Genomic DNA, 16,705 nt, shown 5'->3' with positions numbered 1-16,705 from the left:
CTGATCTGTTCCCCTTAAGAGCTTCATTCCCTCTTTTGGCTGGACAGATACCTATCTCACTTTATACAGAAATAACGGTCTGTGACCGGTATCCCCTACCCTTCCCTATTAGATAGCTTAAGGAATTCAGGGAACTGCTCCGGAGTGAACTTCGACAGCTCTGCTTCTTAGAAACGCTCTCAATCCGCGGCGTCTCCTCCCTGTAAGTCAGGCACTGTGTACTCTTCTCCATCACTGCATTTCACAATTCATGCTAATTGTCAGGTATCTCTTTACTACAAGAGATATGTCTCTTTATTATATGCAAAATCTGTCGTTTTGACAAGCTGGACAAAATTAGGCTAATTTTTATCTTCTTTTAAGCTGGCTTTAAGCTTCAGAGCCATTTTTCCAACTTTTTTTCAGCTAACATTCAGCGGAGCTTGATAATTTCCATTACTAGGAAGGCTTGCTTATCCACTCGGGTGCACCTTCGCAGACTATTAACTATCCTATTGGGAGGAAATCAAATGCATGTACGGAGAATAAAAGTAGCCGCGGTGCTGCTAAGCACAGCTGTACTTAGCCAATCTGCAGCGTATGGTGCTCATACCGCTTGGGCCGGGACTACATCCACCAAAATAGCAACAACAGCTTCCGTATCCGCTCTGGATAAACTAGGCTCCATAGCCTTGAAGACTAACATCAGCGCAAAGCTGACGGATGTCAGCTTATTAACTCAGGATGGCGGAAATATTCTTACATACACACTCAGCTACTCTAATGGAAGCAACGCTAGCCTCAATCTGGTGGACTTTTTCTCCAAAGTAACTACTAGCGGCGGTACAGTTATTCAAGGAAGCCCTATTACCAGCAGTGCAACCATCAAATCCATTGCCGCGAAAAGCAGTCAATCTATCACCTACTATGTAAACATCGGCAAATCCACCTCTTTAAACGGGGTCAAAATTTCATTGTACGGATGGGACTTCAACACCACCGATTATCAAAAAAAGCTAGGGAACTTCACCGTACCAACAGGATATTCACAAGCTGTCGCCAGAGGGCAGAGTAAAAAGATCACCCTAAACAATCTCCCTGTAACCACCAAGGCAGAGAGCCTGCAAATTTATAAATATAACGGTAAGGTCTATGCCAAGGTTGGCGTTAGCTTCACTAATCAAGGAACCAAGGTACTCAGTGATACTGGACTTAAAGGATACCTCGCTTCCGCTGGAGGATCTGTATTTGAACTCGCACTTGATGACACCAGCACCAGCTATAAAGTACAGCCTCAGGAAAAGAAGACGATCTACTATTTGACGGAAATCCCTTCTTATATGAAGACAGACAACATGGCGCTGCAATTTGCCGGAGAAGATGCCTCATTAAAAATAGCGTTGCCGGTTGTCGCCTACAATCTCCCCGCTGCAACAACACCGGATCTTGTCGTAGCCAGCAATGTCACGAAGAAGCTTACAATCAGCAATAATACAGTCGAAACACAGTTGAAAACGGCTAACGTCTATGCTGACAATGGCAACGCAAAGTGGACACTACAGTTCCGCATCAAAAATAGCGGCAACAAAGCGGTGAATGTGCCTGCCTATGAACTTGCTATTAAAGCCGCTGAAGGGTATAGCTTTCCGGTGGATACGAAGGATTTTGCCAGCCTAACATTGAAACCGCTTGAAGAAAAGATTATTGAACTCAGCGCAGATGTACCACTCACACTCAATCAAGGAACATTGCAGCTGCAAATGACTGAGCCGGCTGCTGAAGGCAAGATCATTTTTCCTACCGCCTATTATCAGATCCCTTACACGCTGCAAACTAACAATTGGCAGGACACGGAATACCCCATTGAGAACAGTCACGGTACATTTGTTGTCAAAATTGCAAACATTCAAAGACTCCCTTGGTCCGACAAAGACCAGATCGTAGCTAAAATCAACATCCGCAACACTAAATCAACCTCTGTTCAGCTTCCTGCGCTTACAAGTGTCGTCAAAGCTGGAGAAAGTGACATCAGCAGCACTTCCCAGGTTGTCTCAGAAAGTACGCAAACCATCCTCGGTCCAAATGAATCGGCTGCTGTGTATGTCGTAGCCAATGTTCCTTATAGCTATACTTTCAATCAATTAAAAATCACCCTGCAAGAAACTTCAGGTGAAAGTAAGCTTAACTTCCTTTCTCTAAGTACTACCCAACTGGACAGCCGGGTACAGAGTGTTGCAGCTGAAAATTCTTTCCATCTTGAGCTTGAAGGTAAAAAAGCGGAATTACTTGTACGCCGGACCCTCGTGTACCCAGGTACAGATTCAAATCTCTTGTACACAGAACTAGAAATGAACAGTGAGGAATCGCGTAAATCCGAACAGGCTCAACTCGTAGCCTATTACAAAACACAAGACAATCAATATTATGAAGCCGAAGTCACCCAGTCCAAAACCTCCACCAGTCCTAACGGAAAAAGTCTGGTCACCCTCTGGAGTAAGCTCCCTCTCGGTATAGATCCAGCGAACCTTGTCCTATACATCGGGGAGGGTGTTTCTGAAGGCAAGCTTACCGCTCCTGGCGGTCAATCGACGGGTTATATCAATACGGTATCACTTGGACTGAACCAGCTGGGAGTGGAGCCCAAAGGCAATCTTTTGAACGTGGAAATGTTTCCTTATACCCTATCCGTTACAAATGCAGTCGCCACCGTCACCGCTGGTAAAGATACGCTCAGCACTGCACTAACCTACAACATGTCAGCCAGCACGCTTTATGAATCAGGCACCTACGAGCACAAACTGGTGTTGGAGCTGATTGACCCCTTAGGACAAAGCATGGAAAAAACATTAACACTTGGCACAGATCTACAATTAGGTAACTTCAAGTCGTACACCACAACCTTCACAAGCAGCCTGTACAAAACACTGGGTGGCGGCGCAATCCGGTTGAATCTATACGACGAATTCCAAGGCCATCGAAATCTGCTGGGAACACAAACCTATGTCGTCACTTATCAGGCGGCATCAACGACTTCGAACAGCAACTCTACTTCTGGCACAGATCCAGACACCAGCAATACATCCGGCAATTAATATGATGAGCTATGGAGGATAGAAATGAAGAAGAAAAAAATAGTGTTCTGGACTCTTGGAGTAGTAGTAGTTGTAGCAACAGCAGGAATGCTGGTTTATACATTGTTACCTGATAAGAACAGTCAAGCCGCTGAAGTGCCTGTTAATACAGCTACCGTTACAAAGGGCGATATCGTAGTTAGTGTATCCGGAGCCGGCTCCGTGATTGCTACAGAAACTGGTAAAGTAAAAACGAAGGACAGCGGGACCGCAGCTGAGGTTCTTGTCAAAGAGGGCGATCTCGTGAAAAAAGGCCAGACTTTGATTACCTTTGAAGGCAATGATCTGAGTGACAATCTCAAGCAGGAGCAAACTTCACTTGCCTCGCTTGAGACCGATCTTGAGGACAAGCAGGAGCAATATAAGAAGCTGGCCGTGGCAGGTGCATCAGAAGATGAGCTAGGCAATGCCAAACGTTCGATTGAAAAGGCCAAAACCGACATTTCGGCGCAACAGGAAAAAATAGCTTCTGTCCAAGAAGATATGCTTCCTCCTGATCCGTTAACGGCTCCTATTGATGGAACTGTAACGACAGTTAATATTGCAAGCGGCGAAAAAGCCATGGACGGCTCTGAACTCATCGACATTACCGATTATGCTAATTTAAGTGTAGTTGTGCAGGTGGATGAGCTTGATATTCCTACTGTAAAGCTAGGGATGCCTGCCACTATTTCATTGGATGCTCTGCCTGATACGGAATTCAAGGGAACGGTTACGAAAATAGCTAATGAGGGCACCGCCTCAAACGGTGTTTCCCTCTTCGATGTTACCATAGGTCTAACAAGCTCCGAAGGTGCTCTTGTTGGAATGTCTGCGGAAGTTTCAGTAACCACTGCTGAGAAAAAGGATGTATTAACAGTACCTATTGAAGCTGTACAAGAAAGAAACGGAAAATACACAGTTTCTATTCCTCTAGCAGCGGGTTCAGCCGCAACTTCCAAAACTGCTGGCGAGGGCCAAGTACCAATGCCTAGCGGTGCCCCTGACGCTCGCGGTGGCGCTATGCCCAGCGGGGCTCCTGACGCCCGCGACGGCGCTATGCCCAGCGGGGCTCCTGACGCTCGCGGCGGCGCTATGCCCAGCGGGGCTCCTGATGCCCGCGGCGGCGCTGCCGGTGGAAGAAATCGCGGCAATAGCTCAGGACAGATGGTCACTGTCGAAGTGGGTCTCCATGATGAGAGCAGCATTGAAATTGTCAGCGGACTCCATGAAGGGGACCAGGTGATCATCCCTACCGTAATCTCTACGAAAACCGGAACAACCAGCACGGAAACGGAAACTAGAGGTGGTATGGGCGGTATGGGTGGCGCTGGCTTCGGCGGCAGTGGCTTTAGTGGGGGTGGCGGCTTCACCGGAGGTGGCGCTGGTGGTATGGGCAGCGCACCAGGTGGTGGCGGAGGTGGCGGCAGATGAGTGCTTCAGCACCTCTGATCGAAGTTCACGACATGTCCCACGGCTACACAATGGCCGGAGAAACCATGACGGTCTTAAATAGCCTTTCCTTTACAATTGATCTGGGGGAGTTCGTAGCTATTATTGGTCCCTCCGGTTCTGGTAAATCAACACTCATGAATATGCTTGGTTGCCTCGATATCTCCGATGAAGGAAGTTATCTTCTAGATGGACAAGAGGTTCGCAAGTTATCCGACAATAAGCTCGCAACGATCCGCAATGAGAAGATCGGCTTTATCTTTCAAAATTTCAACCTGCTCCCCAAGCTGTCAGCCATTGAAAATGTGGAGCTGCCATTGATTTATCGTGGCCTCTCCCATCGGGAAAGAAGACAACTAGCACAGGAAGCACTCATTAAAGTAGGGCTGGAGGATCGGATGCATCACCGCCCTTCTGAGCTTTCGGGAGGACAGCAACAGCGGGTAGCGATTGCCCGGGCTATGGCGGGATCCCCCCCTATTCTACTTGCCGATGAACCAACCGGGGCACTGGATACACGGACGGGACAGGAAGTCATGCAAATGATACGTGAGTTAAATAAGCAAGGACATACCATCATCCTTATCACACATGATCTGGAAATAGCTAAACAAGCGGAGCGGATTATTCGTATTCAGGATGGCAACCTCGTGGAAGATCGGAGGAATGCGGGGTGAAATTGTACCAAAGCATGCGAATGGCCCTGAAGAGCATCAACAGCAGTAAGGTTAGAGCTTTTTTAACGATGCTTGGGATTATTATTGGAGTCTCTTCGGTCATCATTCTTGTTTCTGTTGGGCAAGGAACTACTTCACAGATCACAGAGCAGCTAAACGGACTAGGCACAAACCAACTCACTGTAAACATTACTGGCCGTGGGGCGACTACCTCTCTCACCTATGAGGAAGCCCTTGCTCTAGGGGATATAGAGGGTATAGCAAATGTAGCTCCTGTGATCAGCGGCAATGCTACAGCCAAGAACAAAACGGACAACGTTAGTGTAACTGTAGAAGGAATCACCCCCTCTTATGAGGAGGTTAAAGATTTTCATGTACAGGCGGGCCGCTTCTTACTTGATATTGATAACGAATACCGGCAAAAGGTAGCGTTGATCGGTTCAGGTACGGCCGAAGATTTATTCGGTACAGACAATCCTGTAGGGCAGAAGGTCCAGTTAAACGGAATTAGCTATAAAATCGTTGGGCTTTTAGAAACAAAAGGCTCCAGTCTAAGTGGTTCCAACGACGATATCATACTCATTCCTATAAGCACTGCAGAACGCCAATTAAAAAGTAAAGGCGTCCGTTCCATCACCATTAAGACAACTTCAGCAGATACTGTAGCAGCTGCAAAAGAAAAACTGGAAAGTACGCTTGATGCTAAATTCAATTATGCGGATAATGCTTTTAGTGTGTTTGATTCTCAGGAAATGCTGGAAACTGTCAATTCCACAACAGATACACTTTCCATGGCGCTTGCAGGCATAGCAGGCATCTCACTTTTTGTCGGCGGCATCGGAATCATGAACATCATGATCGTATCTGTCAATGAAAGAACACGTGAGATTGGTATCCGTAAAGCAATTGGTGCCAAAAAATTCGATATCCTCGCTCAATTCATGATTGAATCCATCGTGCTCAGCGGTTTGGGTGGGGTGCTTGGGGTCGGCATTGGTATCGCGGGCAGTTGGCTGCTGGGTAAATACTCTGCACTTACAGTTTCCATTGCTTGGGATATGGTACTGATTTCTTTTATTTTCTCCTTACTCATCGGCGTGATTTTTGGAATGATGCCTGCGAACAAAGCCGCACGACTTCGCCCCATTCACGCACTGCGTAACGAATAATGAATGATTAGCTGTCCTATAGTCATTAAGATGACTAAGGGCAGTTTTTTTTTAGCAGCTGTAAAAGGTATCATTTATGATCGAGTTGGGTAATAGGAACCATCGGTTTGAATATAGATAATTCAATAGGCCCATACACTAAACTTTAAATTTTGTCTTTTTGATTATTATCTGAGTAAAGATTGCTCTATAAGCAGCACGTCCTATATACTTGATATACTAGAAACTACCATTTACTCACACGTACACTTTCCTATGTTTTCCCACTATGTATACAACACCTCTTTTATCCCAAAAGCACCTTCAAACATCAGTGAATGTATTAAATTACGCCTGACCATAGATTGCGTTCTGCAGGTTCTACTTAAGCAGCAATAGATTTTCTTAATCATCTTATACAGGGAGAAGATGACTGTGGCAGGATTCTTTGAGTTCAAGGTAACACGCAAACTATTCTATGTCTTCGCTGCAATCTCCGTCCTTCTGGTTGGGATCAGCGTCGCCTCGCTACTCTATTTAAATTACACGATTAATAGATTGTCAGATTCTCTTTATGATGATATATATCAGAACTCTAAGCTTATACTGAGCGCGGATCGTGATCTGCATCAAGCCGCTGTAGCCTTGCAAATCGCAATGGGTCCAAACCTAACAGCCGCAGAAGGTGAACAGTTCACTAAGGAGTTTATAGATAATAATCTTCAAGCGGAGGAACGAATAAGTGTAGCAAGATCAAATATCAACGCTATAAAAAACCCTTACAGTGATATGAAACAAAGTGGAATTATCCTTTCCGAATTAAAAAACGAGCTCAGCTCCTTCGAAACTACCATTATCAAATGGAAAAATTCAGGGTATACGCTAATAACAGAACGGACGAAGAGCAGCTGGAACCCAGATTCATATTCTGCGCTCACCCTAAACTCGCAATTCAATGAAGCTAGGGCACATCTCGATCAAGCAGAGGACTTGATTGGCAACTACGCCTTGCAAGTAACGGATGGATTTGGAGATAAAAAAAGCGCTTTGTTCTCTCTTTATTCACTCCTCTTATTTGTGTTTCTCCTAGTTATTATTTACCTTGGACGCAAAATCATCTGGCTCCAGAATGAAATGCTGGAAGAACAAACACTTTATCAGCTTATCGGTGAAACCATGTCTGATTTCATTATTTTGACGGATCCCAACGGGTTGATTCTATATGCTTCTCCCTCACACTCCAGTATTCTAGGTTATGTGCCTAAAAAAGGAGATCCGTTATCCAACTACATACGTGAACCGGAAATTGCCTGGGCTAAATTAAAAAGTGTTGTTCAGGGAACTCCGCGTATTTCTGAACTGCGCATGCGCGGAGCAGAAGGCCAATGGGTATGGCTTGAAACTAAGGTGTCACCTGTTCTCGGCAGCCGTAAATTCCCAGCACAATTTATGCTGTTATCTCGGGAAATTACCCAGCGAAAACAATACGAAGAACGACTACATAAGCTAGCCTTCTATGACCATTTAACAGCGATTCCCAACAGGGCTCATTTCAAAATGTATATGGAGAACCTTATCACCCAACCCGAAGGACGGAGGCAAAATATTGCGCTTGCCCTGCTGGACTGTGATAGATTCAAGCAGCTAAATGATACCTTAGGCCATCTGGCTGGAGACGAATTTCTTCAGCTGCTCTCCCGTGAACTTCAGCATACGGTTAAAGGAATAGGTCAGGCCTTCCGGATCGGCGGAGATGAGTTCGCAGTTGTACTGCATCGATTCACTTCTCCAGAGATGCTTGATGAAACACTACAGCGGTTACTTAAACTGTTCAACAAGTCTTGGTCTGTTGATAACGGGTCCAGCTTCCATACCTCCGCGAGTATCGGAGTCGCTTTATTTCCTGAACACGGAAGCAGTATTAATGAACTGCTGCGTGCCGCCGATTTGGCGATGTATCGCTCCAAAGACCATGGTGGCAATAAAGCCAATCTCTACTACGAGCTTGTGGACGAAGGGTTAGCTAACCAGACCATTGTAAAACCATAAGAGCAAATAAAAAGCTGTCTCAGGAAAAATCAACCCTGAAACAGCTTTTTTTGTATGGCCTCTAACTGCTTAACCGAAGATGATCTTCTGAAATTTCGTCAATCTCCTGATCACGATCCCGAACTAAGACCTTGGTTAACTCTCCATTCGTAGAACAATCAATGAAACGGTCTCCGTCCCCATCTTTTTCTTCCCAATCATTAAGCCGCAAAATATATCCGATAGTTTGGGTATCTGGCAGCACTTCGATGCGGGCTACTGCACGCCCGTTCTCCATATAACGGAAATCGCATTGTCCATCCTGGATTCCTGTATCCCAAACCCAAAGATTCCAGCCTTGGTAATTCTGATCTGGGCGTTCATAGTGTATTTCGATAATTTTAGAGCGTGGGGCTGGCTCACCACATTCATCATAAAGGACCATCATCGACAACCCTTCCACCTCTACCTCATTGCCTTCGATTCTGCGGATGGCTTCTATCCCGGCACGGGTATGGTCTACTACTACGTTCCAACTATCAGCAACCTCAGGAAGTGATACCGACATCCGGTCATTATTAGCATTGAAGACAACGGTAATATTGTTCCAGAGATCACCTCCTGCATGGCTTCTAAGCAGATACGATACTATTCCGCCATCACAACGCAGAAATTCTAAGGAGCGTTCAATTTCCTGGCGGCCATGCAGACGAAATGCCGGATGTGTACGCCGCAGCTCGATCAGACCTTTATAATATTGAAATACGGGCTTAAATGCACTTTTCATATTCCAGCGGATCGAGTTGACCGCATCACCGCTGCGGTAGCTGTTATGATCTCCAAATTTACTGCGCAGGAGCTCATCTCCAGCATGCAGGAAAGGAATCCCCTGCGAGGTCAGAATCATTCCGTTAGCAAGCAAGGATCGACGTATAGTTTCATTACCGAGAATATTCTCCTGATCTACATTCACGTATGGATTGGCAAGGGCCACTGCCTCTTCCAGATCTTCGTTATCCATGTTAGCGATTACCGGAAAATCAGCTTCCTGACTCCCTCCTTGAACGATAAGCATCTTATCCCATAAATTCAAATTATCATGGGCAGTTACATAGTTCACCGATTCCACAGGCGAGTCCGTAAACTCATGAATTGCTCCTTTAATTCCGGCTGCAATAGCACCTTCTTTGCCGTATTCGCCTGTCACGAACCCTCTTCCGAAGCCATCACTATCCCCTTTGATCGCTGAACGGAAGTTATCGTTGAAGACAGCATAGCCCTTGCCCCGCTGTACACCTTTTAGCGTTTTAGTGGCCAGCGGAGAATCTCCACCCGTCCAAGGTTCACCGTAAAGCAACAGATTCGGATTCACTTCTAGCCGAAGCTCTTCGGTAATCTCCCGCATGGTAACACTGTCCATCAGTCCCATTAGATCAAACCGGAAACCATCCATATGATATTCCGAAGCCCAATAGGATAAGGAGTCCTTAATAAATTTACGGACCATCGGACGTTCTGTAGCCAGCTCATTGCCAACCCCGGAGCCATTCGACAAACGTCCCGTAAAATCGCGGCGATAGAAATAATCTGGGACAAGCGGCTCAAAGGGGCCATTCTCCACAGCATACGTATGGTTGTAAACGACATCCATAATTACCGCGATCCCGCGGCTGTGTAAGGCCTGCACCATCTCTTTAAATTCACGAATCCGCAAGCCAGGATTGGCAGGATCGGTGCTGTAAGATCCTTCAGGTACATTATAATGCTGGGGATCATACCCCCAATTGTAGTCCACATTAGTTATGGAGGAACCCCGATTGACCACCTTCAGCTCATCCACGGTCTGAAAATCAAATACCGGCATCAGATGTACATGGGTAATCCCTAATTCAGCCAGATGATCAATCCCCACTGTATTTCCTGCCGAATCCTTTAATCCAAATTCGGTAAATGCTTTGAATTTACCCTTATAATGCATACCTGAGCTCTCATGTGAGGAGAAGTCACGAACATGCAGTTCATAAATCACTGCGTCGGCAGGATGCTGTAACGGAGGCGCTACATCCTGATCCCAATGTTCTGGATTCGTATCCTGCAAATTAACGATTGCTGATCTTAAACCATTTGCAGATACCGCTGTTGCATAAGGATCTACTGCTTCCGTCACATTTCCATCTGCAAAAACAGCACGGTACATATAATATTTCCCTTTTAGATCACCTGATAACTTGGTCTGCCAGACTCCACCATTACTACGCTGCATATATACAATACGACCATTGTCCATAACACTCTTAGGTGACTCAGTATTCAGTTGATGCCCACCTGTTTCGTACAGTACAAGGGACACAGCAAGTGCCGTAGGTGCCCAGACTTTAAATACACTGTACTCCGTTGAATACGTCAAGCCTAAATCCTTGCCCTCGTAGACTTCCATCATCAAGTCTGCATTTATATAATTTTTACTCATGAATTAACACCATCCTATGGCTCCCCACCTAACCCTGTGGGGTTGCTTATAAGTCCATATATTACCAATTCATTTCATATTAATACTTGCACAGCGCTGCAAGTCGGCAAATGGAGTATAAACTTTCTATGGATCCTTACTATTATATGTACGACATATTTATAGGTTTGGGTTCCTTATCGACTTTATGCTCATTACTAATACTATCGGTATAGACATCTGCGCAATAAAGAAAATAAACAGTGAACAGTAAATGAGGTCGAATTACAGAAAATTATAGGTTAAAAAACATAAAAAAGCCGACCTCCAGCCATCGGAAGTCGGCAATAGTAGTTGGAAAAACAGTAGAACGCTAAAACGGATTAATGCATGCGTAAAAAGTTACTTAGCGATACTTTGAACAAGCGCAGCGACTTCTTCAGCCGTGCCAAGCTGCAACGCTTTTGCAGCCAAATCCTTCATGTCGGCAGCCGACAATTTAGATATTTGACTACGCGCTGGCAAAATGGAAGTTGCACTCATGCTGAATTCGTCGAGACCAAGACCCAGTAGCAGCGGAATAGCTGTTGCGTCACCAGCCATTTCACCACACATCCCCGTCCATTTACCTTCTGCATGGGCTGCATCAATTACATTTTTGACCAAACGCAGGATGGCTGGATTGTAAGGCTGATACAGGTAAGATACCTGTTCATTCATACGGTCCGCAGCCATTGTATATTGAATAAGATCATTCGTCCCGATACTGAAGAAATCAACTTCCTTAGCAAACTGGTCAGCCAGTACAGCAGTTGATGGAATCTCAACCATTATGCCAAGCTGAATGTTGTCTGATACTTCCTTACCTTCTTCCCGAAGCTTAGCTTTCTCTTCGAGCAAAAGATCACGTGCAGCACGGAATTCACCAAGCGTAGCTATCATAGGGAACATAATGCGAAGATCCCCGTGAACACTCGCTCTTAGTAACGCGCGTAATTGAGTACGGAAAATATCCTGACGATCCAGGCAAAGACGGATCGCACGGAAACCAAGGAAAGGATTCATTTCCTTCGGAAGGTCAAGATAAGGCAGCTCTTTATCGCCACCGATATCCAGGGTACGTACGACTACCGGCTTACCCTTCATGTTCTCAAGTACAGTACGGTAGGCGTTATATTGAATTTCCTCAGAAGGCAGCTTATCGCGACCCATGTAAAGGAACTCAGTGCGGTACAGACCTACACCTTCGCCACCATTCTCAATGACACCATTCACATCATTTGGTGTACCAATATTGGCAGCTAGCTCAACATGTTTACCGTCTGCTGATACTGTAGGTTCGTCGCGAAGTTTCTTCCATTCTGCGATTTGCAAGTCGTAAGCTTCCTGCTTGCGAGTGTACTCTGCCACTTCAGCTTCGCTAGGATTGATCAGAACGTCTCCGTTCAGACCATCGACAATCACCAAATCGCCAGAATTCACTTCTGACAGAACCGTTTTAGTTCCCACAACCGCTGGAATTTCCAAAGAACGTGCCATAATTGCAGAGTGAGAAGTCCGTCCACCGATGTTCGTTGTGAAGCCTTTAACGAACTTACGATTAAGCTGTGCTGTATCCGATGGTGTTAGATCTTGAGCAATCACGATTACTTCTTCACTGATTTCTGCAGGACTTACATAATGAATGCCCAGCAGGTGGTTCAGCAAGCGCTTGGTAACATCACGCATATCAGCTGCACGTTCCTGCAGATAGGCACTCTTCATATTTTCAAACATCTCAATGAATTGCGTAGCCACTTCGTTTAGCGCATAGTCCGCGTTAACCGATTCCTCACGGATTTTATCAATTACAGGATTGATCAGCTCTGGGTCATCAAGAATAAGCAGATGTGATTCGAAAATCTCAGCCTTTTTCTCCCCCAGCTCTGCCAAAGTACGCTCTTTAATCGTTTGCAGCTCCACTCTTGATTTGGCGAGTGCATCATTCAACTTAGCGACTTCTGCTTCAGTATCACTGATACTTGTCTTCGTAATCGTATAATCCGGATGTTTCAGGATAAAAGCACGGGCTACTGCAATCCCTGCTGAAGCCGCGATTCCTGAAATCTTATTCATGGATTTCCCCTAGCCCTTCTTTAATCATTACTTCTTGAAGAGCGTTCAAAGCTTCTGCTTCTTCGCTTCCTTCAGTAATCAAAGACAAAGTATCTCCAGCTTCAAGACCCAATGACAATACGCCAAGAATGGATTTCAAAGTTACTTTTTTACCTTTAGCTTCTGCATATGCTTCTGTACCTTTGAATTTTGTTGCTGTATTTACCAAGGCAGTTGCTGGACGTGCGTGAATTCCATCTTCATCGACAATTCTGAATGTTTTTTGCATAATATTATCCAACTCGCTTTCTGTTATTAAAGTATTTTAAATTTATAGTGAAAGCTTCGCTTCCTTGTATGAACAAGGAAGCATCGGCCCTTGCACTTTTACTGAATCGTAATGATGTCTTGGTCTCCTATAGAAACCTTACCCGGCTTCTTCAATGTTACAGAAGAGCCTTCTGGTAAATTAGAGAAAATAACAGGTGAGATTACAGAAGGTGCATGTGCTTTTACATACTCTAAATCCACTTCCATAATCGGTTGTCCAGCCGCTACAAGATCGCCCTCTTCAACTAATACCGTGAAGCCTTGACCTTTAAGCTTAACCGTATTAACCCCAATATGAACGAGCACTTCCTTGCCTCCGTCAGACATAATACCGATGGCATGTTTGCTCGGGAACACGTTAAATACCTTACCGTAAACCGGTGAAGCAATCTTCCCATCTTCGGATAGGAACGCGAAGCCGTCGCCCGTCATTTTTTGGGAGAATACTGGATCTGGCACCTCTGTGATATCCAACAATTCACCGTTTACTGGAGATACGATATCTTCCTTGATAATCGCTTCACCAGCTTCACCTGCCTGTTGTTCTTCTTCTGGCTCTGGAGTAACCACTACTGGAGCTGCTGAAGCCGCAGGTGTCTTTCCGTTAATCACATCTTGAATCTGCGATTTAATCGTATCTGAACGTGTGCCAAAAATCGCTTGAACGTTATTACCCACTTCCAGCACACCTGATGCACCAAGTTTCTTAAGACGGTTCTTGTCTACACCTGCCTTATCTTTAACTTCAACACGAAGGCGGGTAATACAAGCATCTAGATGAGTGATGTTTTCTTTACCACCTAGAGCGGACAAAATGTTCCGCGGTAGATCATCACCGGCTCTGGAGACAGACTCCGTATTCACTTCTTCTTCTTCATTCGTATCTTCTTCACGACCCGGTGTCATAAGATTGAATTTCCGAATTACAAACCGGAAGCCGAAGTAATAAATTAAGGCAAGGACCAGTCCTACCGGAATGACCAGCCACCAAGCTGTACGGTTCGGGATAATACCGAAGAGCACAAAATCGATAAAGCCACCCGAGAATGTCATGCCGATTTTAACATCCAGAATATGCATAGTCATAAAGGACAGACCTGCAAACACAGCATGTACAGCGAACAGCAACGGAGCCACGAATAGGAACGAGAATTCGAGCGGCTCAGTAATCCCTGTCAAGAACGATGTCAATGCCGCGGAAATCATCAAACTTCCGACGATCTTTTTATTCTGAGGTTTAGCTTCATGATAGATAGCCAAAGCCGCTGCTGGAAGACCAAACATCATGAATGGATATTTACCTGTAGTAAATGTCCCTGCTGTGAAGTCTACTCCATCGCGAAGCTGCTGCATGAAGATCCGTTGGTCACCACGTACCAATTCTCCAGCTTTATCAACGTAGGTACCAAATTCATACCAGAATGGAGAGTAGAAAATGTGATGCAGTCCAAAAGGAATGAGCGAACGTTCGATCGTTCCGAAGATAAACGCTGCAAGCGTTTTGTTCGTATCAATCATACTTTGTGACACATAGTTCAGACCATGTTGAATAGGTGGCCATACTATTGTTAGTAACAAGCCCAAGATTAGAGCTGTTACCGCCGTCATGATCGGTACGAAACGTTTACCTGCGAAGAAACCTAGGTAAGAAGGAAGCTCAATTTTGAAGAATCGCTTGTACATGGCCGAAGCCAATATCCCGACGAGTATACCTCCAAACACCCCTGTTTGCAGTGTTGGAATCCCTAATACGCTGGCATACGAGAAGTCGCCTTGGCTCAGGACGTAATCATTAACGCCAATAACTGTACCCATCGTAATGTTCATTACGAGGAAACCGATAATGGCAGCTAGACCCGCAACACCTTCACCGCCGGCTAAACCTATCGCAACCCCCACCGCGAAGAGTAAGGCTAGATTATCAAATACAATTTGTCCTGAGTTCATCAATACGTTGGCAACAGCCTGAACAACATGGTTCTCCAGTGCTGGAACATATTGCAGGAAGTCTGGGTTTACCAGCATGTTTCCTATTCCAAGAAGCAAACCTGCCGCAGGCAGAATAGCTACTGGAAGCATCAGAGCTTTACCAACTCTTTGTAAAACACCAAACAACTTTTTAAACATTTAGGTTACTCCTTTCATTAATTTCACTAAAACAGATGCCAAAAAAGGCATGAGCAACACAGTATAGGAGTTGTAATCTAACGCTATCGTTAGATTGCCCCAAGAAGGGGGTTAACAACCAAAATACTGTAATTCACTCATGCCTGATCGAATCAGTTACACGCTCGATATTCTGTTTTGTTGATGACAGTGAACATTGTAGCATCGTTTTTTTTAAGTGGCAAGCGTTTTTTTTGAAACCATGATTTGTTACAACTTTTGCACTTTAAGGAGCTTCACCATTCTTGTCCATATCTTGTTCGTCCACTTTTTTCTGAGCAATACGCTGCAGGTGAATCGTCAAATAACTTACCTCAGCTTGATACACGGGAATTCGCACACGCTGTTCGATAATTTTTGTTAATTTCCAAGCCAACGAATACATCTCAGGATACTCCCGTTTCATGAGTCCATCCAGGGTTGAGGTCTCTTGTACCGCCTCTCCGCGGCGTAATCTTTCTAGAACGAATCGCAGATGTGTTACCAGTCTTGAGTAATCAAGTGAATCACGTGGGATTCGATAGTCCAGATAATTCTCGACTAACCCAACCAGCTCTCCAATCAAGAGAGAATGTTGTCTAACCTCGGAAATTTGCCTATTACTAAGTGCGCTGACAATATGAAGAGCCACAAAACCTATCTCATCCACCGGCAATTCCACGCCCATAGCCTCATTGATCCGTCCAATCGCATATTCTGCCATCTTATATTCCTCAGGATAAATCTCCTTAGTTTCATACAAAAATGGATTATGAATTGGGATATCTTGTTCAAAACGACGGATAGCAAAGGAAATATGGTCGGTAAGTGCAATGTGAATATGCTCATTAAGCGGCTGACGGCTACAATGCATAATATGTAATACTATTTCTTGAACGACCTCAATCAACTTCTCATCCACTTGGGGAAGAAGCTGTTTATATTGTTCCTGTTCCTCCTGGCTGCGAAGAATAAACATCTTCTCCACGGAGGATAGATTAATCTGATCCCGCAGCTTGCGGTTAAACCCTATCCCTTTACCGATAACTACAACCTCGGAATATTGAGGATGCTGGGCAATGATAACGTTGTTATTCAACACCTTCGCCACTGTTATGCTACTCATTTTTGACACCTCTTTTATTTCTAAACACCTAACTTCCAGCAGCATACGCAATAAGAAATCGTACGATGAATACAAGCTTTGCTACCATCATAACACCAAGAATTGCATATTAGAAGAACACTCTGTGTCCTTACTAAGCTAGTAGATCAGAGTGAACAGCCTTAAAG

At 44.9% G+C, this 16,705-nt stretch carries 10 protein-coding genes and 1 other annotated feature (1 of these 11 cut by a window edge); of the genes, 5 read left to right on the top strand and 5 right to left on the bottom strand.

All coding sequences use genetic code 11. The features are described from left to right. Positions 1-244: a binding site (T-box leader), on the bottom strand (it extends 42 nt beyond the left edge of the window). Between the two features lie 265 nt (positions 245-509). From MKY54_RS08725 to MKY54_RS08705, 5 genes are all read left to right on the top strand, one after another. After that, on the top strand, positions 510-3,071 hold the full coding sequence (locus MKY54_RS08725; protein WP_076281088.1) for a hypothetical protein: 2,562 nt from the start codon (positions 510-512) through the stop codon (positions 3,069-3,071). 24 nt (positions 3,072-3,095) lie between these two features. Continuing rightward, the gene (locus tag MKY54_RS08720) at positions 3,096-4,523 is read left to right on the top strand and encodes an efflux RND transporter periplasmic adaptor subunit (protein ID WP_339190226.1); all 1,428 of its coding nucleotides are present in this window, start codon (positions 3,096-3,098) and stop codon (positions 4,521-4,523) included. Continuing rightward, positions 4,520-5,218 (top strand): ABC transporter ATP-binding protein, encoded by a 699-nt coding sequence (locus tag MKY54_RS08715; RefSeq protein ID WP_076126381.1) that lies wholly within the window; start codon positions 4,520-4,522, stop codon positions 5,216-5,218. The genes MKY54_RS08720 and MKY54_RS08715 overlap by 4 nt, the downstream gene beginning before the upstream one ends. Beyond that, positions 5,215-6,387 carry an ABC transporter permease gene (locus MKY54_RS08710; RefSeq protein ID WP_139330124.1) on the top strand — a complete coding sequence of 391 codons (1,173 nt, stop codon included), beginning with the start codon at positions 5,215-5,217 and terminating at the stop codon, positions 6,385-6,387. The genes MKY54_RS08715 and MKY54_RS08710 overlap by 4 nt, the downstream gene beginning before the upstream one ends. A 414-nt stretch (positions 6,388-6,801) precedes the next feature. Continuing rightward, positions 6,802-8,415: a sensor domain-containing diguanylate cyclase gene (locus MKY54_RS08705; RefSeq protein WP_076126379.1), complete on the top strand. Its 1,614-nt coding sequence runs from the start codon at positions 6,802-6,804 to the stop codon at positions 8,413-8,415. 61 nt (positions 8,416-8,476) lie between these two features. Here MKY54_RS08705 and pulA read toward each other — a convergent pair whose 3' ends face one another. The 5 genes from pulA to MKY54_RS08680 form a co-directional block, all read right to left on the bottom strand. Further along, positions 8,477-10,864, bottom strand: a complete 2,388-nt coding sequence (gene pulA / locus MKY54_RS08700) for a type I pullulanase (protein ID WP_339190221.1) — start codon at positions 10,862-10,864, stop codon at positions 8,477-8,479. Positions 10,865-11,245: 381 nt separating this feature from the next. Next, positions 11,246-12,958, bottom strand: coding sequence for a phosphoenolpyruvate--protein phosphotransferase (gene ptsP, locus MKY54_RS08695; protein ID WP_076126376.1), 1,713 nt, complete (start codon positions 12,956-12,958; stop codon positions 11,246-11,248). Next, a complete protein-coding gene (locus MKY54_RS08690) occupies positions 12,951-13,226 on the bottom strand; it encodes an HPr family phosphocarrier protein (RefSeq protein ID WP_076126374.1) in 276 nt (91 codons plus the stop codon). The genes ptsP and MKY54_RS08690 overlap by 8 nt, the downstream gene beginning before the upstream one ends. A gap of 98 nt (positions 13,227-13,324) precedes the next feature. Beyond that, positions 13,325-15,394 carry a glucose-specific PTS transporter subunit IIBC gene (gene ptsG / locus MKY54_RS08685; RefSeq protein ID WP_076135917.1) on the bottom strand — a complete coding sequence of 690 codons (2,070 nt, stop codon included), beginning with the start codon at positions 15,392-15,394 and terminating at the stop codon, positions 13,325-13,327. Positions 15,395-15,659: 265 nt separating this feature from the next. Then, complete coding sequence (locus tag MKY54_RS08680; RefSeq protein ID WP_076126370.1) at positions 15,660-16,538, bottom strand: PRD domain-containing protein; 879 nt, start codon at positions 16,536-16,538, stop codon at positions 15,660-15,662. Positions 16,539-16,705 lie beyond the last annotated feature (167 nt).

This window comes from Paenibacillus sp. FSL P2-0121 (genome assembly GCF_037975345.1).
GTDB classification, from domain to species: domain Bacteria; phylum Bacillota; class Bacilli; order Paenibacillales; family Paenibacillaceae; genus Paenibacillus_AQ; species Paenibacillus_AQ odorifer.
This window is presented reverse-complemented; position numbering and strand designations above follow the sequence as displayed.

Coding starts and splice junctions, on each gene's coding strand:
- MKY54_RS08720 (WP_339190226.1), top strand. CDS start 3,096: ATGAAGAAGAAAAAAATAGTGTTCTGGACTCTTGGAGTAGTAGTAGTT.
- pulA (WP_339190221.1), bottom strand. CDS start 10,864: ATGAGTAAAAATTATATAAATGCAGACTTGATGATGGAAGTCTACGAG.
- MKY54_RS08715 (WP_076126381.1), top strand. CDS start 4,520: ATGAGTGCTTCAGCACCTCTGATCGAAGTTCACGACATGTCCCACGGC.
- MKY54_RS08690 (WP_076126374.1), bottom strand. CDS start 13,226: ATGCAAAAAACATTCAGAATTGTCGATGAAGATGGAATTCACGCACGT.
- MKY54_RS08725 (WP_076281088.1), top strand. CDS start 510: ATGCATGTACGGAGAATAAAAGTAGCCGCGGTGCTGCTAAGCACAGCT.
- ptsG (WP_076135917.1), bottom strand. CDS start 15,394: ATGTTTAAAAAGTTGTTTGGTGTTTTACAAAGAGTTGGTAAAGCTCTG.
- MKY54_RS08680 (WP_076126370.1), bottom strand. CDS start 16,538: ATGAGTAGCATAACAGTGGCGAAGGTGTTGAATAACAACGTTATCATT.
- ptsP (WP_076126376.1), bottom strand. CDS start 12,958: ATGAATAAGATTTCAGGAATCGCGGCTTCAGCAGGGATTGCAGTAGCC.